This is a genomic window from Pseudomonas sp. zfem003 (assembly GCF_032621675.1).
Taxonomy (GTDB): Bacteria; Pseudomonadota; Gammaproteobacteria; order Pseudomonadales; family Pseudomonadaceae; genus Metapseudomonas; species Metapseudomonas otitidis.
Genome location: NZ_JAVYJG010000005.1, coordinates 149,798 through 169,506 on the forward strand (window position 1 = coordinate 149,798; position 19,709 = coordinate 169,506).

20 protein-coding genes, 1 tRNA gene and 1 pseudogene are annotated in these 19,709 nt (G+C 63.3%); 11 read left to right on the top strand and 11 right to left on the bottom strand.

What is annotated here, in order from left to right:
- Window positions 1-60 precede the first annotated feature (60 nt).
- The 3 genes from RTK35_RS12270 to RTK35_RS12280 all read right to left on the bottom strand — a co-directional run bounded on the left by RTK35_RS12270 (window position 61) and on the right by RTK35_RS12280 (window position 2,305).
- Window positions 61-1,362 carry an NAD(P)/FAD-dependent oxidoreductase gene (locus RTK35_RS12270; RefSeq protein ID WP_044406844.1) on the bottom strand — a complete coding sequence of 434 codons (1,302 nt, stop codon included), beginning with the start codon at window positions 1,360-1,362 and terminating at the stop codon, window positions 61-63.
- 63 nt (window positions 1,363-1,425) lie between these two features.
- Complete coding sequence (locus tag RTK35_RS12275; RefSeq protein WP_044406847.1) at window positions 1,426-1,599, bottom strand: DUF3094 family protein; 174 nt, start codon at window positions 1,597-1,599, stop codon at window positions 1,426-1,428.
- Window positions 1,600-1,678: 79 nt separating this feature from the next.
- Window positions 1,679-2,305, bottom strand: coding sequence for a DUF1780 domain-containing protein (locus RTK35_RS12280; RefSeq protein ID WP_044406964.1), 627 nt, complete (start codon window positions 2,303-2,305; stop codon window positions 1,679-1,681).
- 119 nt (window positions 2,306-2,424) lie between these two features.
- On the opposite strand from RTK35_RS12280, the gene RTK35_RS12285 reads away from it, so the two are divergent.
- The 4 genes from RTK35_RS12285 (at window position 2,425) to RTK35_RS12300 (ending at window position 4,332) form a co-directional block, all read left to right on the top strand.
- Window positions 2,425-2,850, top strand: coding sequence for a GNAT family N-acetyltransferase (locus RTK35_RS12285; RefSeq protein ID WP_107331796.1), 426 nt, complete (start codon window positions 2,425-2,427; stop codon window positions 2,848-2,850).
- On the top strand, window positions 2,847-3,323 hold the full coding sequence (locus RTK35_RS12290) for a hypothetical protein (RefSeq protein WP_052807598.1): 477 nt from the start codon (window positions 2,847-2,849) through the stop codon (window positions 3,321-3,323). Before RTK35_RS12285 ends, RTK35_RS12290 begins: the two co-directional genes overlap by 4 nt.
- A complete protein-coding gene (locus RTK35_RS12295) occupies window positions 3,320-4,006 on the top strand; it encodes an energy-coupling factor ABC transporter permease (RefSeq protein WP_044406853.1) in 687 nt (228 codons plus the stop codon). The genes RTK35_RS12290 and RTK35_RS12295 overlap by 4 nt, the downstream gene beginning before the upstream one ends.
- A 110-nt stretch (window positions 4,007-4,116) precedes the next feature.
- Complete coding sequence (locus RTK35_RS12300; protein ID WP_268194236.1) at window positions 4,117-4,332, top strand: hypothetical protein; 216 nt, start codon at window positions 4,117-4,119, stop codon at window positions 4,330-4,332.
- A 12-nt stretch (window positions 4,333-4,344) separates the two neighbouring features.
- Here RTK35_RS12300 and yacG read toward each other — a convergent pair whose 3' ends face one another.
- The 6 genes from yacG to RTK35_RS12330 all read right to left on the bottom strand — a co-directional run bounded on the left by yacG (window position 4,345) and on the right by RTK35_RS12330 (window position 9,498).
- On the bottom strand, window positions 4,345-4,542 hold the full coding sequence (gene yacG / locus RTK35_RS12305) for a DNA gyrase inhibitor YacG (RefSeq protein WP_044406857.1): 198 nt from the start codon (window positions 4,540-4,542) through the stop codon (window positions 4,345-4,347).
- Window positions 4,539-5,150 (bottom strand): dephospho-CoA kinase, encoded by a 612-nt coding sequence (coaE, locus tag RTK35_RS12310; RefSeq protein ID WP_160481385.1) that lies wholly within the window; start codon window positions 5,148-5,150, stop codon window positions 4,539-4,541. Before coaE ends, yacG begins: the two co-directional genes overlap by 4 nt.
- The gene (locus RTK35_RS12315) at window positions 5,147-6,019 is read right to left on the bottom strand and encodes a prepilin peptidase (protein ID WP_309042242.1); all 873 of its coding nucleotides are present in this window, start codon (window positions 6,017-6,019) and stop codon (window positions 5,147-5,149) included. Before RTK35_RS12315 ends, coaE begins: the two co-directional genes overlap by 4 nt.
- Window positions 6,020-7,240, bottom strand: a complete 1,221-nt coding sequence (locus RTK35_RS12320; protein WP_316908122.1) for a type II secretion system F family protein — start codon at window positions 7,238-7,240, stop codon at window positions 6,020-6,022.
- 3 nt (window positions 7,241-7,243) lie between these two features.
- A complete protein-coding gene (gene pilB / locus RTK35_RS12325) occupies window positions 7,244-8,947 on the bottom strand; it encodes a type IV-A pilus assembly ATPase PilB (protein WP_316908123.1) in 1,704 nt (567 codons plus the stop codon).
- Window positions 8,948-9,075: 128 nt separating this feature from the next.
- Window positions 9,076-9,498, bottom strand: coding sequence for a pilin (locus RTK35_RS12330; RefSeq protein ID WP_316908124.1), 423 nt, complete (start codon window positions 9,496-9,498; stop codon window positions 9,076-9,078).
- Between the two features lie 154 nt (window positions 9,499-9,652).
- On the opposite strand from RTK35_RS12330, the gene RTK35_RS12335 reads away from it, so the two are divergent.
- Complete coding sequence (locus tag RTK35_RS12335) at window positions 9,653-11,380, top strand: PglL family O-oligosaccharyltransferase (RefSeq protein WP_316908125.1); 1,728 nt, start codon at window positions 9,653-9,655, stop codon at window positions 11,378-11,380.
- Window positions 11,381-11,419: 39 nt separating this feature from the next.
- Window positions 11,420-11,495: transfer RNA gene (locus tag RTK35_RS12340), tRNA-Thr, on the top strand.
- Between the two features lie 54 nt (window positions 11,496-11,549).
- Here the strand turns inward: RTK35_RS12340 and nadC are convergent.
- Window positions 11,550-12,398: a carboxylating nicotinate-nucleotide diphosphorylase gene (gene nadC / locus RTK35_RS12345; RefSeq protein WP_316908126.1), complete on the bottom strand. Its 849-nt coding sequence runs from the start codon at window positions 12,396-12,398 to the stop codon at window positions 11,550-11,552.
- Window positions 12,399-12,713: 315 nt separating this feature from the next.
- Between nadC and RTK35_RS12350 the strand changes: the two genes are divergently transcribed.
- The 5 genes and pseudogenes from RTK35_RS12350 to RTK35_RS30570 all read left to right on the top strand — a co-directional run bounded on the left by RTK35_RS12350 (window position 12,714) and on the right by RTK35_RS30570 (window position 18,796).
- Window positions 12,714-15,011 (top strand): DUF1631 domain-containing protein, encoded by a 2,298-nt coding sequence (locus tag RTK35_RS12350; protein WP_316908127.1) that lies wholly within the window; start codon window positions 12,714-12,716, stop codon window positions 15,009-15,011.
- 107 nt (window positions 15,012-15,118) lie between these two features.
- Window positions 15,119-15,682, top strand: a complete 564-nt coding sequence (gene ampD, locus RTK35_RS12355; protein ID WP_316908128.1) for a 1,6-anhydro-N-acetylmuramyl-L-alanine amidase AmpD — start codon at window positions 15,119-15,121, stop codon at window positions 15,680-15,682.
- The gene (gene ampE, locus RTK35_RS12360; RefSeq protein WP_182851845.1) at window positions 15,679-16,515 is read left to right on the top strand and encodes a regulatory signaling modulator protein AmpE; all 837 of its coding nucleotides are present in this window, start codon (window positions 15,679-15,681) and stop codon (window positions 16,513-16,515) included. The genes ampD and ampE overlap by 4 nt, the downstream gene beginning before the upstream one ends.
- Window positions 16,516-17,647: 1,132 nt before the next feature.
- Window positions 17,648-17,938, top strand: a pseudogene (locus tag RTK35_RS30565) (HAMP domain-containing protein); the annotation flags it as partial.
- Between the two features lie 153 nt (window positions 17,939-18,091).
- Window positions 18,092-18,796, top strand: a complete 705-nt coding sequence (locus RTK35_RS30570) for a methyl-accepting chemotaxis protein (protein ID WP_410478667.1) — start codon at window positions 18,092-18,094, stop codon at window positions 18,794-18,796.
- A 78-nt stretch (window positions 18,797-18,874) separates the two neighbouring features.
- Here the strand turns inward: RTK35_RS30570 and RTK35_RS12370 are convergent, their stop codons facing one another.
- Window positions 18,875-19,663 carry a TatD family hydrolase gene (locus tag RTK35_RS12370; RefSeq protein WP_316908130.1) on the bottom strand — a complete coding sequence of 263 codons (789 nt, stop codon included), beginning with the start codon at window positions 19,661-19,663 and terminating at the stop codon, window positions 18,875-18,877.
- Window positions 19,664-19,709: the final 46 nt, after the last annotated feature.

Here is a 19,709-nt window from a genome sequence, read left to right on the forward strand (position 1 = left end):
TTCTTGCGCTTGAATTTGCGGGCCGGATGGCCGGGCCTAGAGCGCCCGGCCGGCTTCTTTCTAGTGCAGCTTGAGGCGGGGGTCGGTGCTGCGGCCGATGCGGTCGCTGAGCATCAGCAGGAAGGTGCGGAAGGCGCCGTACAGGGCCATCTGGTGCATGCGGTAGAGGGAGATGTAGAACATCCGCGCCAGCCAGCCTTCCAGCTTCACGCTGCCCATGAGGTTGCCCATCAGGTTGCCGACGGCGCTGAAGCTGGAAAGGGAGATCAGCGAGCCGTAGTCCTGGTAGCGGTACTCGGGCAGGGTGTGCTGGCCGGCGATCCGCGCCTTGAGCGATTTCACCAGCAGGGAGGCCTGCTGGTGCGCGGCCTGGGCGCGGGGCGGGACGTTGCGCTCGCTGCCGTCGCCCAGGGGGCAGGCGGCGCAGTCGCCGAAGGCGAAGATGTCGGCATCCCGGGTAGTCTGCAGGGTGGGGGTGACCACCAGCTGGTTGATGCGGTTGCTCTCCAGGCCGTCGAGGTCCTTGAGGAAGGCCGGGGCGCGGATGCCGGCGGCCCAGACCTTGAGGCTGGCGGGAATCTTCTCGCCCTGGGCGGTGAGCAGGCCGTCGGCGGTGACTTCCTTGACGGCGGCGCCGGTCATGACGCGCACGCCGAGCCCTTCCAGGGTGCGGTGCACCGGGGCGCTGATGCGCTCGGGCAGGGCGGGCAGTACCCGCGGGCCGGCTTCGATCAGGGTGATGCGCATGTTCTCCGGCTGGATGCTGTCCAGGCCGTAGGCCGCCAGTTCGTGGGCGGCGTGGTGCAGTTCGGCGGCCAGTTCGACGCCGGTGGCACCGGCGCCGACGATGGCGACGCTGATCTGGTCGTCGTCACCGTCGCGGGCGTGGGCGCGCAGGTAGTGGCTGAGCATCTGCCGGTGGAAGCGCTCGGCCTGCTCGCGGGTGTCGAGGAAGATGCAGTGGCGCGCGGCGCCCTCGGTGCCGAAGTCGTTGGTGGTGCTGCCGACGGCGATCACCAGGGTGTCGTAGGCCACTTCGCGGGCGGGCACCAGTTCGCGGCCTTCCTCGTCGAGGGTGGCGGCCAGCTGGATGGCCTTGCGGCTGCGGTCCAGCCCGCTCATGCGGCCGAGCTGGAACTCGAAGTGGTTCCATTTGGCCTGGGCGACGTAGTTCAGCTCGTTCTCGGTGGAGTTGAGCGAGCCCGCCGCGACTTCGTGCAGCAGCGGTTTCCAGATGTGGGTGAGGTTGGCGTCGGCCAGGATGATCTTCGCCTGGCCGCGTTTGCCGAGGGTTCTACCCAGGCGGGTGGCAAGCTCCAGGCCGCCGGCGCCGCCGCCGACGATCACGATGCGATGGGTCATGGGGATTTCTCACAAGGCTATAAGAATTCTTTTCGTGGGCGCCTTCGTGGCGCTTGGCGCGGCTCACAGGACGAGTCGCGCGAGGAGGCGGCTGAGCAGGCCCAGGCCGATGACGAGTGCCAGGAGGATGAGCAGGAGCCGCCAGGGCTTGAACGGCTGGCGTTCGACCTGGTGCTGGGGGAGGCTCAGGTACTGCTCGACCTTCTGCTGGTCGTCGGGTGTCAGGCGGCTGGGCATGGCGTGCCTCGACGGGGAAATATGACGTGCATTCTAGACGTGCCTTCCGGCGGCGCTCAATGCGCGTTTGCGTGAGCGGTCACAGGCCGATGCCAAGGTCGAAGAGCACGGTCCGCCCGAGGTTGGCGCGGAGGAACTCCGGGGCACCCGGCTGGGCGAAAAGCACGCGGGCGTAGGTGGGGCCCACCACGGACAGCGAGCGCCAGCCCTGCAGGAGGAATTCGGTCGGCGGCGGGAACGGGCTGTTGAAGTCGGGGCGCACGCGCTTGAGGCTGACGAAGGCGAGCAGGTCGAGCTCGGCCGGGTCCAGGCCGCGTTCGCGGTAGTTGTGGGCCTTCTTGCGCAGCGTGGGGGCCAGCGTCGCCTGCAGCTCCTTCATGGCGATGCGCTTGGGGCGCGTCTCCCGGCGCAGCAATTGGCTGAGGGAGGATGCGCTGCGGCGGCGCTCCAGTTCGGCGCGCCATTCGTCGTTGAGGCGGCGGCCTTCGTCGAGCACGAAGAAGACCTCGAAGTTGGCCTCGCGGAACTCCACGTCGGGGGGCTCGGCGCCGGTGCTGAAGTCTTCCAGCCGATAGGGCTGGTTGAGCGCCTGCAGCAGGCGCTGGCAGACCCAGCGTTCGCGCTCCCACTTGCGCGCGTTGGAGAGGAATTCATTGGCCTGCTCGGCCTGGCGGGTGAGCAGGCGCAGGTAGTCGGATTCGTCCATGGCCGGAGAGTAGGGGGCGAGGGCGGTCGGCTGCAAGCCGCCGCCAGGTGTGGCATTGCGCTGCGATGTGGCGGCCGGCGCCTTGGTATAGACTCTGCTGCGTTTGCCGGATGCCCGCCATGCACCTTCGCCCTGTCACCCCTGATGACCACGCCCAACTGATTGCCCTCTGGCAGCGTACGCCGGGGCTGCGCCTGCGCGAGGACGATGCTCATGCGCCGTTCTGCGCCTACCTGGCGCGAAACCCGGGTCTCAGCCTGCTGGTGGAGCGCGAGGGCCAGGTGGTGGCCTCGCTGATGGCCGGGCATGACGGCCGCCGTGGCTACCTGCAGCACCTGGTGGTGGATGTGCCGCTGCGCGGGCAGGGCCTGGCGCGGCGGTTGCTGGACGCGGTGCTGCAGCGGCTGGCGGCCGAGGGCATCGGCAAGTCCCATGTATTCGTCCTGCGGGACGCGCCCGAGGCGCTGGCGTTCTGGTCCGCCCAGGCGGACTGGTCCCGGCGCGGGGATATCGCGGTTTTTTCCACGAACGGAGTGACACGATGAAACGGCTCTCTTTGGCGCTGCTGCTGGCTCTGCTGGCCGGTGGTGCGCAGGCGCTGGAACAGGGTGAGCGTCTGGCGCCCTGGACCCTGCTGGACCAGTACGAGAAACCCTACAGCCTGGACAACCAGCTGGGGCTGCTGCTGGTGGCGCGCGACATGGATGGGGCGAAGCTTGTGAAGGCGGCTCTGGACGGCAAGCCGAAGGACTTCCTCGAACAGCGCCATGCGGTGTTCGTGGCGGACATCAGCCGCATGCCGTCGGTGATTTCCAAGCTGTTCGCCGTGCCGGCGATGCAGGACTACAACTACCGCGTGCTGCTGGACCGCGAGTCCCGCGTGGCGCCGCGCTACGAGGCCCCCGAGGGCCAGGTGCTGGTGCTGACCCTGCGTGACGGCGTGCTGCAGGGGCAGAAGGCCTTCGCATCGGCCGAGTCGCTGCGCGCGGCGCTGGACGCGGTGCCGCCGGCGCCGTGATCGCCGCCGAACTGCTGTCCGACACCAGCCTGGGGCTGGGCTGGGCGATCTACGTCCCGGCCCTGGCCTGGGCGGTGATGCGCGCGCCGTGGCTGGAGTTGTTCAGCGACTTCCGGCGCCAGCACCTGCTGTTCGGCACGGTGCTGGCGTTGTTCCTGTTGTGGATGGTGCGGCGGGACTTCGATTCCGGGGTCTCCTACCACTTCATCGGCATGACGGCGGTGACGCTGCTGCTGGACTGGCCCCTGGCGGTGCTGGGTGGCCTCGTTGCACAGCTCGGCTTGCTGGCGCTGGGGCGCCAGGACGTTGCGGCGATGGGCATCAACGGGGCGCTGCTGGTGCTGCTGCCGGTGCTGGTGACAGAGCTGTGTGCAAAGTGGGTGGAGCACTTCCAGCCGCGCAACCTGTTCGTCTACATCTTCTGCTGCGGGTTCTTTCCCGCGGCGCTGGCCGCTCTACTCTGCACCCTGGTGGGGCTGGGACTGCTGTTCATCGATGGCATCTTCCCGATGCCGCCCTGGCTGGAGGACTTCGTCGGCTACCTGTGGCTGGTGATGTTCCCGGAGGCCTTCATCAACGGTACGGCGGTGACGGCGCTGGTGGTGTTCTGCCCCGAGTGGCTGGAGACCTTCAACCGCACGCGCTACCTGCAGGCGCCCTGGAAGGACGACGACAAGAGCTGAATGGCGCTGGATTCACTGCCCCGATGATCGGCGCCGATTGACGCCGATCAAGGTCGGGCGACCTGGCGCGCGCGGATGATCCCCCGGTCACTTCGAACGAGGATGCAACCATGGGTGTTCACGATTGGGCGCGCGTCGCGCTGGCGCAGGTGCTGGAGCAGGGCGGTGGCGAGGGCTTCGACGAGGCACTGGCCTTGCGGGCGCTGCTGAGTGCGGTGGTGGAGCGCAGCAAGGGCGTGCGCTCACAGGAGGATCTGGCAGCGGAGCTGATGTTCCTGGCGGACAACCTGGATGACGGGCGGGACTACGCCTTCATGCGCCCCTGAGGGCGCATGGGATCAGTGGCGATCAGGGAGGTCACCGGAGAACAGCTCATCCTCGAGGTTGTCACCGGGTATGGCGTGCTCTTCAGCGGCCCAGGCGCCCAGGTCGATCAGCTTGCAGCGGTGGGAGCAGAAGGGCCGGTTGGGGCTTTGCGGGCCCCATTCGACGGGCGCTCCGCAGGTGGGGCATTCAACGGTCATGGGTTGGCTCATGGCTGGCCTCCTCGCAGTGTCAGATAGAAGGCGTGCAGTCGTTCGACTTCGGTGCGCATCCAGGCCAGGTCCCGGTCATTCAGCAGCACGTCGTGGGCGGCAGCCAGGCGCTTGTCCCGGTCAGCCTGGGCCTTGAGGATGGCCTGGACCTGTTCCTCGGAGACGCCATCGCGGGCCATGGTGCGCTGCACTTGCAGGGCCTCGGGGACGTCCACCACCAGCACGCGCTGGGTCATGCGGTGCTGCCCGGACTCGATGAGCAGCGGGGAAACCAGGATGGCGTAGGGGGACTTGGCCTCCGCCAGGTTGCTGGCGATCTCCTGGTTGATCAGCGGATGCAGCAGGTTTTCCAGCCAGCGGCGTTCCTCCGGGTGCTGGAAGATGTGCTGGCGCAGGGCGGCGCGGTCGAGCTGCCCGTCGGCCAGGAGGACGCCTTCGCCGAAATGCTCGGCAATGCGAGCCAGGGCGGGGCGGCCGGGCTCCACCACCCAGCGGGCGGCGTGATCGGCATCCACCATGTGGACGCCCAGGGCGTTGAAATGAGCAGCAGCGGCACTCTTGCCGCTGCCGATGCCGCCTGTGAGGCCAAGAATCCAGGGTGTGGTCATTTGAAACCGGCGAACTGCAGATAGGTCCCGGTTATTTGATCACCCCAGAGCAATGCGATCCAGCCGGCAATTGCCAGGTAGGGGCCGAAGGGAATGGGCGTGCCGCTGTCGGCATCGCGCAGCTTGAGGATGATGATCCCCAGTACCGCGCCGACCAGGGACGACAGCAGGATGGTCAGCGGAAGCACCTGCCAGCCACCCCAGGCGCCGAGCATGGCCAGCAGCTTGAAGTCGCCATAGCCCATGCCTTCCTTGCCGGTCACCAGCTTGAACACCCAGTACACGCTCCACAGGCTCAGGTAGCCGCCTACCGCGCCCCAGAGGGCATCCTCCAGCCCGGTGAACAGGCCCTGGCTGTTGACGATCAGCCCGAGCCAGAGCAGCGGCAGCACCAGGGAATCAGGAAGCAGCTGGTGGTCGATGTCGATCATGCTCATCGCCAGCAAACCCCAGGTCAGCACCAGGAAGGCACCCGCCTGCCAGGTGAAACCGAAGTGCCAGGCGACGTAGGCGGAAAGCAGCCCGCAGGCCAGTTCCACCAGCGGATAGCGCTTCTTGATCGGTGCCTTGCACGACGAACACTTGCCGCCCAGGGCCAGCCAGCTCACCACCGGGATGTTCTCCCAGGCCTTGATCTCATGCTGGCAATGGGGGCAACGGGAGTTCGGCAGAACCAGGTTGAACGTCTCGCCTGGTGGCTCCGGCGGTAACTCCAGGGCCTCGCGGGCTTGGACTTTCCAATCGCGGAACATCATCACCGGCAAACGGTAAATGACCACGTTGAGGAAACTGCCGACCAAAAGGCCGAGGAGAAATACGCAGAAAACAAAGGCCGGCAAGTTGCCGGCCAGGAAATCGAGAACGGTCACTTAGCCTACTACCGAGCCGAGCGTGAAGATGGGGAGGTACATCGCGACAATCAGACCGCCAACCAATACACCGAGTACAGCCATGATCATCGGCTCCATCAGGGTAGTCAGGTTGTCCACTGCGTTGTCGACTTCTTCTTCGTAAAAGGACGCGACCTTATCGAGCATGGTGTCCAGTGCGCCGGACTCTTCACCAATGGCTGTCATCTGGATGGCCATGGAGGGGAATACGCCGGTAGTCCGCATGGAGAAGTTAAGCTGCATGCCTGTTGATACATCTTGTTTGATCTTGCCAACGGCATTCTTGAATACGACGTTGCCAGTGGCCCCAGATACGGAGTCTAGGGCGTCTACCAAGGGAACGCCTGCTGCGAACGTGGTGGAAAGCGTACGTGCATAGCGCGCCACGGCAGACTTGTAGACGATGTCCCCAATAATCGGGAGTTTAAGAACGCCTCTATCTACCGAGTCACGGAATTTCTGCGATCGCTTGTAGAACTGCCCAATACCAAACACCGCACCAAAGGTAACTATCAATATGACGAGCCACCAGGTTTGAAGAGCCTCTGATAGGTTTACGACCATTTGAGTAAAGGCCGGAAGTTCAGCGCCAAAACCTTTGAAGACGTCTTGGAACTGTGGCACCACTTTGATGAGTAGAATCATGGTGACAATGACAGCTACGAGCAAGACTGCGATCGGGTAGGTCATGGCCTTCTTGATCTTGGCTTTCAGCTGTTCGGTCTTCTCCTTATACGTCGCGACTCGATCCAGCAGTGTTTCAAGCGCGCCGGACTGTTCGCCTGAGTCAACCAGGTTGCAATACAGCTCATCAAAGTACATGGGTTTCTTGCGCAAGGAGTTGGCAAAGCTATTACCTGCCGCTACCTCCTGCTTCACCTCATCCACCAGCTTGCGCATATTCTGGTTTTCTACACCATCGCCAATGATGTCGAAGCTTTGCAGAAGGGGTACGCCAGCCTTCATCATCGTGGCCATTTGCCTGGTGAACAAGGCAATATCCATTGGCTTGATTCTTTTGCCAGCGCTGAAAAGTGATGCTGTTTTCTTGCGCACCTTGAGCGGGTTGATACCCTGCTTGCGGAGCTGTGCCTTAACCAGCGCCGGGTTCACGCCGCTGATCTCGCCAGTGACCTTGGCCCCTTTCTTGTCGGTGCCTTCCCATTTGAAGACACTTGCCTTTATTGCTTTTTCCGCCATGGATTAGTCCTTGGTCACGCGGTTGACTTCCTCGAGGCTGGTTACGCCTTGCATGGCTTTCAGCAGGCCCGAGGCGCGCAAATCATTGAAGCCGTCTTTGCGCATCTGCGCTGCGATATCGATGGAGTTGCCTTCCTCCATGATAATGCGCTGCAGTGCCGGCGTGTTTTTAACCACTTCATAAATACCGACCCTGCCTTTGTAGCCACCCTTGCAATTATCGCAGCCGACGGGGCCGTAAATCTTGAACGTGCCGATCTTGTCCTCGGGGAAACCCTCCTTGATCAGAGTGTCTCGAGGCACCTCGACATCCTTCTTGCAGGAGTTGCAGAGCTTTCGGGCGAGGCGCTGGGCAATGATCAGGTTGACCGAGGTTGCAATGTTGAACGCAGGAACGCCCATGTTTCTTAATCGCGTCAAGGTTTCCGCAGCGCTGTTGGTGTGCAACGTGGACATCACCATGTGGCCAGTCTGTGCCGCCTTGATGGCGATTTCAGCCGTCTCAAGGTCGCGAATTTCACCGACCATGATCACGTCCGGGTCCTGACGCAAGAAGGCGCGAAGAGCCTGGGCGAAGTCCATGCCTTGGCGTGGGTTGACGTTGACCTGGTTGATACCTTCCAGGTTTATCTCCACCGGGTCTTCAGCAGTGGAGATGTTGATGTCGACAGTGTTGAGAATATTGAGACCGGTGTAGAGCGAGACCGTCTTTCCCGAACCCGTAGGGCCAGTCACCAGGATCATGCCTTGGGGTTGCTTCAGGGCGTTCAGGTAGAGCTCTTTTTGCACCTCTTCATAACCAAGGGCATCGATACCCATCTGCGCGCTGGACGGGTCAAGGATCCGCATCACGATCTTCTCACCCCAGAGAGTGGGCAGTGTGTTGACACGAAAGTCGATGGCCTTGGTCTTGGATATCTTCATCTTGATCCGGCCGTCCTGCGGTTTGCGACGCTCGGAAATGTCAAGGGCTGCCATGACTTTCAAGCGTGCTGAGATACGGCTGGCCAGTTGAATCGGGGGGCGTGCCACTTCGTGAAGGATTCCATCGGTTCGCAACCTGACTCGGTAGGAGCGCTCGTAGGGTTCGAAGTGCAGGTCAGAAGAGCCACCTTTGATCGCGTCCAGAAGCATTTTATTGACGAAGCGCACAACAGGGGCGTCGTCGGCACTGTCGCCTGCGCCGCTGTCTTGCTTGTCGTCGTCAACGGCCTCGATGTCGACCCCGTCCAGGTCGACGTCACCGAGTTCTTCCATACCAGAGCTGGGACTATCGAAGAACTTCTCGATGGCATCGCCCAGCTTGTCGTCCTCGACCAGGATTGCCTCCGTGGTGAGGCCCGTGCTGAACTGAATATCTGTCACGGCCTGATGGTTAGTGGGGTCGGAAACCCCGACGAACAACTTGTTGCCTCTGCGCCATAGCGGTATTACGCGGTGTTGCCGGATCAGTTTTTCGCTGATCAGTTCCTTGGGCTGTCCCTCCTTATCAATGGCCCCTAAATCGAAGAAAGCGACCCCGAACTGCTCGGCGGCCAATTCCGCAAGCGCCCGGCTTTTGACCAGCTTGTTCTGCACCAGGTAGGTAACCAGCGAAAGCTTGTTGCGTTGAGCCTGTAGCTGCGCCTGCTGGGCACCTTTTTCGTCCATCAGCTTTGCGAGGACCATCTGCTTGGCCAAGCCGGAAAGATTTATGCTGTCATTCATATGGGCGCTAGCTGTCTGTGACGGTAATCTTGGGGTTATAGCCGAAATTCTAAAACGAAGTGAAGCTGGAGAGGGGCGTTAAAGGAAGAAGGCGCCATAAAGGCGCCTTCCAATTGGAGCTCAAACCATTACTTGCAGTTGCGAGGTTGGAATTCCGGATCCAGGGTAGTAAGGCAAGTCCAAGTACCGCTAGCGTTGCGGGACAGGGTGATGGTCTTGCCGGAAGTTTTGACGCCAGAGGTGCCGTTCACACCAAAACTGAAGACCAGTGTGCCCGCGCCGCTGGCAAAGGTGGTGGTGGAAATCTGACCCAGCGGGCTGGCGGTTGCTGCGCTACCGAGGGTGGTGACGGAGATGGAGGCTTCGTTGCGGCCTTGGGCGTAGTAGTCTTCTACAGCAGTTTTCAGCGGTGCGATGGCAGCCAGGCCAGTGGCGGCTTCCGAGCGGCCGATGTAGTTCTGGTAGGCGGGGATGGCGATTGCTGCCAGGATGCCGATGATCGCGACGACGATCATCAGTTCGATCAGGGTGAAGCCTTTCTGTGCTTTCATTCGTGAATCTCCAAATGTGGTGTTTACGGCTGCATTCGCAGCTGACATCCTCCCAAGCAATTCCCTTGCCAGTTTTTCGGACCCGCATTTCTGCGGGTGCCGGCGGGCTGGTTTAACTGTCGCACTGACAAAAAATGTCAATGAGTCCCTAAGAATGCACCTGAACTCAAGCGCTCGCCCAATCTTTGCGTTAGCGGTGGTTGTCGTTGGCCTGTCTTTCTGTATACCGCTGCATCTCTACCCCTTCCCCAACTACATTGAGGAGTTGCTGGTCACTCTGGGGGTTTTCGCCTGCTCGGCATGGCTGATGTGGCGAAGACCTGATCTGAAATTTTCCCTTTGGTCCGCTCTTTGGCTCCTTCTAGGGGGACTGTTTCTTGCTTCAGCTCTAGTGCACAGTGCCTCGTTCGTTGCTTTCAAGCTGTTCTATATATTGTTTTGGTTCGTCGGCGGGTTGGCGCTGCTGATCAGTGAGCAGGTCAACTGGGACGACCATGAGGTTTCTGACGTCCTGGCTGTGGTGTTGTTTTATTCGGCCTTGGTGTGTGCAGTGGTTGGGCTGCTACGTCATTTTGATCTGCTTTGGCGGGATATATCAGTATTCATTCCCATGTACCGATCAGAGCGGATGATGGGGCTCATCGGACATAGCAATTACTTTGCTTTTGTATGCCTGTTGGGCGTCTTGTCGGCAGGGTGGTTGTTTCAGCGTGGCAAGGTGGGTGTGTTCGGAGTCGTGTCATCCTCTTTGATTTTTATCATTTGTATTGTGTTGACCTGGACTCGCTCGGTGGTTTTGGCGTGGTTCGTACTGGCTCTGCTTTTGTCGCTGCAATTCAGACGGCTCAATGCAGGCAGGTTCATGTCTGTAGTGTTGGCGGGCTTGGCGGTGTTGGTGCTGTTGCAGCCGTTTGGTGGCCTACTGAGCCAGTTGTTGGGGGCGGGGGCGGCTAACGTCGTGGTTGATGAAAGGCTCGCGGCATTTGGTGGCAAGGGAGGAGACAGCTCTGGGCGTCTCAGGGAGTGGGCCATCGCTTGGCAGGTGTTCCGTGAGCATCCCTTGCTCGGCGTGGGTATAGGTAATTATGGCGAAATGGCCTTTGCGAAGCATATCGACTTAGGTGTGCTTTCTCCGGCGGGCTTCTTTATTCATTCCCATAATTTATTGTTGCAGTTTCTTGTTGAATTGGGTGTTTTTGGTGGACTTTGGCTTTTGCTCTTCTTCGCCTTGGGCATGAGGGGGTGGTGGCGTGCGGCTGCGGATCTGCGGCGTGTGCTTCCAGTATCGATATTGTTGATTTTTAGTGTCTATAGTTTTTTTGAGTTTCCTTACTGGCTCATGCATTTCTTTGTTTTGAATTTGCTTGTTTTGGGGGCGTTGGGTAGGGAGCAGGTCCAAGTTGGTCTGAAATTGGGGAAGGCGTTCTCTGTTATTCTTGCTTTCGTGTTTTGTGTAACTGCTGTTGTGTATGTGCCACTTGTTGAGCGATTCTACTGGTCTTTGAAGCAGTACCTGGTGCGGGCGCCTACCGATTCAAGTCAGTATGTCTTTGTCGATTCGCTTATTAGGGATCCTCTTATGGAGCCTTATGGGTATCTGGTTTATATCGCCAATTTCGAGGTTTCTCCCAAAACGGCTCAGCAGGAATTGGTGGCGCTTGAGAGGCTCAGGCGCCACTTGCCGTACGACACCGTTCTGGGGCGGCTTGCAATTTTGCAATACGCCACTGGAAACACCGCTGAGAGCTTCAAGACTATTGAAGACATGCGAATCTATTATGGGGACGAGTCGATGGAGAATGTCTTGTCACAGCTTGGAGAGGCTGAGCGTGCGTTCCCCAGCGTCGACTTCTCGCCTCTCTCCAGTGTAGTTGGGCAGTGATTGCCTTACGGGAAGAGGGGTGCTAATTTCCGCCCCGCCGCCGGAATAGCTCAGTAGGTAGAGCAGCGCACTCGTAACGCGAAGGTCGCAGGTTCGATTCCTGTTTCCGGCACCAGCTCAACAAAAAGCCCCGCAATCGCGGGGCTTTTTGCTTTCTGGCGGTTCGCCCTCAGAGGCTGAGCCGCATGGACAGGTCCACCGCCCGGACATCCTTGGTCAGGGTGCCGATGGAGATGTAGTCGACTCCCGTCTCGGCGATGGTGCGCAGGGTGGTGTCGTTGATGCCGCCGGAGGCTTCCAGTTTGGCGCGGCCGGCGGTGAGGGGCACGGCGGTGCGCATGTCGTCGAGGCTCAGCTCGTCCAGCATGATGATGTCGGCACCGGCATCCAGCGCCTGTTGCAGTTCGTCCAGGTTTTCCACCTCCACTTCAACCGGCTTGCCGGGTGCGATGCGGTGTGCGGCGTTGATGGCCTGGGTGATTCCGCCGCAGGCGGCGATGTGGTTTTCCTTGATCAGGAAGGCGTCGTACAGGCCGATCCGATGGTTATGCCCGCCGCCGCAGGTGACGGCGTACTTCTGCGCAAGGCGCAGGCCGGGCAGGGTCTTGCGGGTGTCCAGCAGCTTCACCGAGGTGCCTTTTACCAGGTCCACATAGTGAGCGACGCGGGTGGCGACGCCGGAGAGGCATTGGAGGAAGTTCAGCGCGCTGCGTTCGCCGCTGAGCAGTGCCCGCGCCGGGCCTTCCAGGTGGAAGAGGGGCTGGTTGGGCTGGACGCGATCACCGTCCGCCACCTGCCAATGCACGGCCACGCGTGGGTCGAGTTGGCGGAACACCGCGTCGACCCACGCGGTCCCAGCAATCACAGCGGTTTCGCGGGTGATCACCGTGGCATGGGCGAGGCGTTCCTCGGGGATGAGCTGTGCGGTGATGTCGCCGCTGCCGATGTCCTCGGTCAGCGCGCGTCGTACGTTGGCTTCGATTTCCGCGCTCAGGTCGGCAAGGGTCAGGTTGGGCATGGGAGGCTCCGCTGCGAGATGGCGCGATTATAGAGGCCGGCGGACCGCCGGTGCAGCGGCGGTGGTAACGGTCGCTGGCTTTCTGCTAGATATTCAGAACGGCACCGGCTGTCAGCCGCGTGCCTACAAGGGTTGGGTTCTGTGTGACATGCGTCATAACTGCAGGAAGTGTCCCCTTGGTTGCGGAACGAGTATCCCTATAATGAGTCTGAATTTCTCTATTTGACGCCAGAGGCTTGACGTTGAAGTGATCCTTCGACGTAGCTGAGCAGTCCGAATCCCCTGTCCCAGGTGGTCGGCTGCGGGAGACTCGCTATGCAGACCGACGCGAACGTGGTGCCTCTCAAGGGCGCCTCCGAGCAAACGCCAACTTCGCCGGTAGGAAGGCTGCCCGTGGCACTCATCCAGGTGCGCGACAAGGCTGCACAACAGCTCAAGCAAGCGCTGCAGGCGCTGTTCGACAACGCGGACGACACTCTCTTCCAGATGGCCGACCGCGCGACCAGCAACGCCGAGCAGAATGCATTCTTCGAAGCCATGCGCGACCTGCGCCTCAAGCGCAAGAGCATCGAGCGTGGCTTCCTGCAAAAGGTCTTCGAGACCTTCTCCAACCTCAACCAGTACGAGATCGGCCGCGCGCCGCAGCTCGACGCGGTGTCGTTCGAGAGCCTGAGCCTGGTCCAGAACGACGACCTCGAAGAGTCCGTCGCCCAGGACACCATGGTGTCCAAGGTGATGAGCCGTGATGCCGTGGCCCTCAGCCACCTCACCACCCGCATCAATACCCTCGTCAGCAAGAAGATCGACGACCGCACCAACCCGCTCGGCCCGCGCGCCCTGTGCGAGGCCTTCCTCGACGCCTGCCGCAGCCTGGGCGTGGAGATCAAGGTCAAGCTGATCATCTTCAAGCTGTTCGACAAGTACGTGCTGACCGAACTGGACCAGCTCTACGCCGAAGCCAACCAGCTGCTGATCACCGCCGGCGTGCTGCCGGAGCTGAAGTCCGCCCCCCCGGCCCGCCGTCCCCAGGGGCGCACCCCGGGTGCCGCGCGTTCCGCTGCTGCTGGCGGGGATGCCGCCGGTGTCGTCGCTGACATGGCCAGCGAAGAGGTCCAGGAAGTCTTCGGCGCCCTGCAGGCCCTGCTCTCCGAAGTGCGTGGCAGCGGGCTGCCCCGCCGTGAGGTGCCGGCCGATGCCGTGCCCATCACCAGCAACGACCTCATGCGCCTGCTGTCGCACCTGCAGCAGCACCTGTCCGCCCAGAAGGTGGACGATATCGACGTCCGCTTCCAGCTGGACAGCCTGCTCACCCGCGCCAGCGCCAAGAGCGGCCGCTCCCGAGTGGTCGGCCAGGTGGATGACGACGTCATCAACCTGGTGTCGATGCTTTTCGAATTCATCCTCGACGACCGCTCCCTGCCGGATTCGCTCAAGGCCCTCATTGGCCGCCTGCAGATCCCGATGCTCAAGGTCGCCGTGCTGGACAAGACCTTCTTCAGCCGCGGCAGCCATCCGGCGCGCCGCCTGCTCAACGAGATCGCCTCGGCCGCCATGGGCTGGAGCGAGCAGGACGACCTCCAGCGCGACGTGCTCTACCAGCGCATCGAACAGGTGGTGCTGCGCCTGCTGAACGATTTCGTCGACGATCCGGGCATCTTCTCCGACCTGCTGTCCGACTTCCTCGCCTACACCGGCGACGAGCGCCGCCGCAGCGAGCTGCTGGAACAGCGCACCCGTGACGCCGAAGAAGGCCGCGCCAAGGCCGAGCTGGCTCGCCAGCAGGTGGAGCAGGCCCTGAACGAGCGCCTGCTTGGCCGTACCCTGCCCGAAGTGGTGGTGCGCCTGCTGCAGGAAGCCTGGAGCAAGGTGATGCTGCTCACCTGCCTCAAGTACGGTGCAGACTCCGAAGAATGGCGTGCCACCCTGGCCACCATGGACGACCTGATCTGGAGCGTGGAGCCCCACGAGGCGCCCGAGGCCCGCATGCGCCTGCTGGAACTGGTGCCTGGCCTGCTCAAGTCGCTGCGCGAAGGGCTGACCAGCGCCGCCTTCGACCCGTTCTCCACCAGCGAATTCTTCAGCCAGCTGGAATCCCTGCATGTCCAGGCCTTCCAGCGCTTCAAGCGCCCCGAGCCGGAGCCGGTGGTGGCCGACGTCGCCGAGCCCGATGCGCCGATCGCCGCAGATGCCGCCCTGGTCGTGGACCTGCCCGAACTGGAGCTGGAAGCCGCTGCAGAAGCGCCGGCCATGGTCGAGGTGGTGGAAGAGATCATCCTGCTGGCGCCCGGCGAAAGCCGCGCGCCCGAGCCGGAAGCCTCGCTGCCCGAGGGCGACGAGGCCCTGGACCAGGTGGACAACCTGCGTGTCGGCAGCTGGGTCGAGTTTCAGGAAGACGAGGACCACAAGGTCCGCTGCAAGCTGGCGGCGATCATCAAGCCCACCGGCAAGTACATCTTCGTCAACCGCACCGGCATGAAGGTGCTGGAGAAGACCCGCATGGGCCTGGCCGTGGAGTTCCGCCGTGGCGCCATCCGCCTGCTGGACGACGCCCTGCTGTTCGACCGGGCCCTGGAATCGGTGATCGGCAACCTGCGCAAGCTCAAGGGCGCCTGATCCAGGCGCTTCACCCAGGACGCCCGGCCCCGGCCGGGCGTCTGCGTTTCCGGGCCTTGGCCCGGGCAGCAGGCTGCTCTAGAGTGTCGGCGGATCAAGGAGCCGCCATGCAACCGGACATCGCCACCGGCTGGTGTGAAGACGCCCGCCATTGCCCCTCGCCCAACTTCAATGCCCGTCCGCACGGGGAAATCTCCCTGCTGGTCATCCACAACATCAGCCTGCCCCCGGGCCAGTTCGGCACCGGCAAGGTGGTGGAGTTCTTCCAGAACCGCCTGGGCGCCGACGAGCATCCCTACTTCGCCGGCATCGCCGACATGCAGGTGTCCGCACACTTCCTCATCGAGCGCGACGGCCGGGTGACCCAGTTCGTCTCCTGTCTCGACCGCGCCTGGCACGCCGGCAAGTCCTCTTTCGAAGGTCGCGAGAACTGCAACGACTTTTCCCTGGGCATCGAACTGGAAGGCACCGACGACCTGCCCTACAGCGATGCCCAGTACGACGCCCTGGGCCGCCTGGCCCGTGGTTTGCTGCGTGCCTACCCCGCCATAACCCCCGAGCGGGTCTGCGGCCACAGCGACATCGCCCCCGTGCGCAAGACCGACCCGGGGCCCGCTTTCGACTGGGCGCGGTTGCGCGCCAGCCTGCTGCATAAGGAGATGACCCCATGAGCTTCCTGGTACTGCTGCTGGTGCTGTGGATCGAGAAACTCTCCAACTGGCGCCAGCGCCTGCAACGGGACAGTGCTTGGCTGCGGCAGCTGGATGGCGCCGCCGCCAGCCGCCCCCTGGCGGGGCGGCCCTGGCTGGCGCTGGGGATCTGGGTGGTGCTGCCGCTGGTGGCGCTGGCCCTGCTGCTGACCCTGCTGCAGCCCCTGGCCTATGGCTGGCTGGCCCTGCCGGTGCACCTGCTGGTGGTGGTGTTCGCCCTTGGCCGTGGTGATGTCCAGGCCGACCTCGGCTCCTTCCGCGACGCCTGGCGCCGGGGCGATACCCAGGGTGCCCTGCATGTCGCCGAGCGCGACCTGGGCCTGCGGGTGGAGGAGGGCGACGACCTGCTGATGCGGGTGCAGGAGCACCTGGTCTGGCAGGCCTACCAGAGCTTCTTCGCGGTGATCTTCTGGTACTTCCTGCTGGGCCCGGTGGCGGCCCTGGCCTACCGCCTGCTGGCCCTGGCCGAGGAGCGCGCCGCGTCCCCCGCCATCCGCGAGCAGGCCCGCCAGGTGCGGCATGCCTTCGACTGGGTACCGGTGCGGGTACTGGCGGCCAGCTTCTCCCTGGTGGGCAACTTCGTCGCTGTCAGCCGCGTACTGCTGCATGAGCTGCTCAACTGGGAGATGTCCGCCGAGCGTTTCGTGGTGATCGCCGGGCGTGCTGCCGGCGAGCTGCCCGAGTCCAGCGCGGGCGAGGAGGGGGTGGCCAGCCTGGACGCCCTGTGGCACCTGCTGGTCCGTTCCGCCGTGCTCTGGTACGCGGGTTTCGCCCTGTGGACGCTGTTCTTCTGACGGCGCCTTTCGCGTTGATCTGTAGCCGTTCTTAACCTTAAGTTACAGAAACCCTCGCCGATATCAGGTACACAGGGCCTGCGTCGAGTGAGGGTCTTTTGTGATATCCGTCACTTTTATCGCCGGGCATAGGACGCCCTGATCGGTCTGCCGCAGGTCGGGCGATAGGGGACGGCATGCTGTCACCGTGCCATCCTGATTCCGTCCAAGACGCCGCATAACAATAAATAAGCAAGCCAGGAGACGTCGTGTGAAGACTCTGCTGTATCCGGCCATCGCGCTGATGAATCGCCTCAGCTTCGGCATGAAGTTCAGTCTGATCAGCGTGCTGTTCTTCCTGCCGATGATCGTCACCAACTACTTCCTCGTTCGCGAGTCCTACGAGCAGTTCGTCAGCACCCGCAATGAACTGCAGAGCCTGGACCTGCTGCACGCCAGCCAGGGCCTGCGGCGCAACCTGGAAAGCCTCAACGACCTGGTGCTGATCAACTCCCTGATCGGCCAGTCCGGCCAGGCGGGCGACCTCGACAGCCGCGTCACCCGCGTGGAACAGGACGTGCTCGCGGCCCTCAAGGCGCTTCAGCCGGTCACCACCGACGCCGAGCAGGTCACCGAGTTCAACACCAAGCGCGACGAAATGCTCAACGCCCTCCAGGCCGCGCAGAAGGAAACCTCCCTGCAGAGCAAGAGCGCGATGATCGAGAAGCTCCTCGGCAATGCCCAGGTCTTCATCAAGCTGGTCGCCAGCCAGGCCGGCCTCAGCCAGGACAGCCAGCGCGATGTGCGCCAGGTGGCCGAGCTGATCACCAGCGTCACCCCCGATGTCACCGCCGGCATCAGCCAGGGGCGTGCCATCGGTTCCTATTCCCTGGGCCAGGGCTTCCTCAACTCCGCCGCCAGCACCAAGCTCGACGACCTGCTGCTGGACCTGGAGAAGCTCGGCAGCGAGTACGGCCTCAAGCTGCAGGACGCCCTCAGCGGCAACCCGCGCGCCCAGGCCGCCCTCAGCCAGCAGGCCGACGCCAGCCGCGCCACCCTCAAGGAGGCCGCCACCCTGTTCGAGGAGCAGGTGATCATGGCTGATACCCTCGACACGCCCTGGGCCAGCTTCTACGACCAGGCCAGCGCGCTGATGGACAAGACCTACGCGCTGAACGACGCCGCCCTGGAGTTCCTGCGCAGCGACCTGGACAAGCGCCTCGGCGAGAAGCGCGTCCAGACCATCCTGCTGGTGGTGGCGCTGGTGGGTGTCTTCCTCGCCATCGTCTACCTCTACAGCGGTTTCTACGTCTCCACCCGCACCACCCTCAAGCGCCTCGGCAAGGTGCTCGACCAGGTGGCCGCCGGTGACATGACCGTCAGCTTCCAGGCCGAAAGCCGCGACGAACTGGGCGAGCTGGGGCAGGTGTTCAACGCCACCGTGGCCAAGATCCATGACCTGATCCAGCTGGTCGGCCAGACCGTCTCGGAGGTCGAACGCCAGGCCGGCCGCGTCCAGCAGGTGTCCGAGGAGAGCAACCTCGCCGTCGCCGGGCAGCGCAGCCAGATCGAGCAGGTCGCCACCGCCATGAACCAGATGTCCGCCACCGCCCAGGAAGTGGCGCGCAGCGCGGCGGCCGCCGTCAGCAGTGCCCACAGCGTCAACGAAGAGACCGTCAACGGCCGCAGCCTGGTGGAGTCCCAGTTGGGCAGCATCGAACGCCTGGCCCACGAGATCGAGCAGTCGGTGAACGTCATCAACCAGCTGGCGTCCGACAGCGCCTCCATCAGTCGGGTGCTGGAAGTGATCAAGGGCATCGCCGAGCAGACCAACCTGCTCGCCCTCAACGCCGCCATCGAAGCCGCCCGTGCCGGCGAGCAGGGGCGCGGGTTCGCCGTGGTGGCCGACGAGGTGCGCACCCTCGCCAAGCGCACCCAGCAGTCCACCGAGGAGATCGAACAGATGATCGCCCGCCTGCAGGGTGGTGTCGGCGCGGCCGTGAAGGCGATGAACACCAGCCACCAGATGGCCGGCGGCACCGTCAACCAGTCCGGCCGCGTGCAGCAGGCGCTGGAGAACATCCTTGGCGCCGTGGGGATGATCGTCGACCAGAACCAGCAGATCGCTGCGGCTGCCGAGCAGCAGACCGCCGTCGCCCACGACATCGACCAGAACATCGTCGAGATCAACAGCGCCGGCGAACGCACCGCCCAAGGGGCCAGCCAGACCGAACAGGCCAGCCGCCAGCTGTCCGACCTGGTCGCGCAGCTCAAGCAGCTGATCGGCGCGTTCCGCGTCTGATCGTTAGCCGCAAGCAAAAGCCCGCCAATCGGCGGGCTTTTCGTTTGTTGGCCTACGGGATAGGTCGTGGCCCGGGCTTCAGCCTGGGAACGGCGCCCAGCCGAACAGCTCGCAGGCATTCCGGCTGCTGGTCGCCGCCAGGGCATCCGGCGTCAGCCCCACCAGTTCGGCGAGGTTGGCGCAGATCGCCGGCAGGTATTCCGGGCTGTTGCGCTGGTGTGGATGCATGGCGGGCGCCATGTCCGGCGCATCGGTCTCCAGCACGATGGCGTCCAGGGGCAGGCGCGGCACCACCTTGCGCAGGCGGTTGGCCTGGGGCCAGGTGGGGGCGCCGCCCAAGCCCAGGCGGAAGCCCAGCTTCAGGTACTCGCGGGCCTCCTCGTAGCTGCCGGCGAAGGCATGGACGATGCCGCCCCGGGCAGGGCGGATGCGCTGGAGGGTGGCGATCACCGCCGCGTGACTGCGACGCACGTGCAGCAGGGCCGGCAGGTGCAGGTCGACGGCCAGCGCCAGTTGTGCCTCGAACAGCGCCTGCTGGGCGTCGCGGTCGAGTTCGGGGAGGAAGTAGTCGAGGCCGATCTCGCCCACCGCACACAGCTTCGGGTGGCCGGCCAGGGCCTCCAGGCGCTGGCGTAGGGCTGCCAGGTGCTCGGGGCGGTGGTCGGCGAGGTAGATGGGGTGCAGGCCGAAGGCGGCATACAGGTCCGGTTCGGTCTCGGCCAGGTGCCAGATGCGCGCCCAATTGGCCTCGAACACCCCCATCAGCACCTGGCGCTCCACGCCCAGTGCACGGGCGCGCTGCAGCACGGCCGAGCGGTCGGCATCGAATTCGGGGAAGTCCAGGTGGGTGTGTGTGTCGATCAGCATGGTGGTCGGCTGCCTGGGGGCTGGCTGTCAGCCTAGCCCAGAGGCG